1 pseudogene is annotated in these 404 nt (G+C 63.6%); it reads left to right on the plus strand.

The features are described 5' to 3' along the window. Positions 1 to 378, plus strand: a pseudogene (locus AC1DIH_RS28205) (NAD(P)(+) transhydrogenase (Re/Si-specific) subunit alpha); the annotation flags it as partial. Positions 379 to 404: the final 26 nt, after the last annotated feature.

The following is a 404-nucleotide window of genomic DNA, read 5'->3' on the forward strand; positions in this document are numbered from 1 at the left end:
CGCGCCAAGCAGGCCGACATCGTCATCACCACCGCCCTGATTCCCGGCCGCAAGGCACCAGTGCTGCTGAGCGCTGAAACCGTGGCGCAGATGAAACCCGGTTCGGTGGTCATCGACCTGGCTGCCGCACAAGGCGGCAACTGCCCGCTGACCGTGGCCGATCAGGTGATCCTCGCGCACGGCGTGACCATTGCCGGCCCGACCAACCTGGCCGCCCAGGTCGGCGCAGACGCCTCGGCGCTGTACGCGCGCAATCTGCTGGACTTCCTGAAGCTGGTCTTCAACAAGGAAGGTCAGTTCGAAGTGAACCTAGAAGACGACATCGTCGCCGCGTGCCTGATGTGCCGCGACGGCCAAGTCATCCGCAAAAACGCCTAAGCAGGGATTCAGACGATGGAAGAGCT

Source organism: Pseudomonas sp. 05N36, from assembly GCF_056397385.1.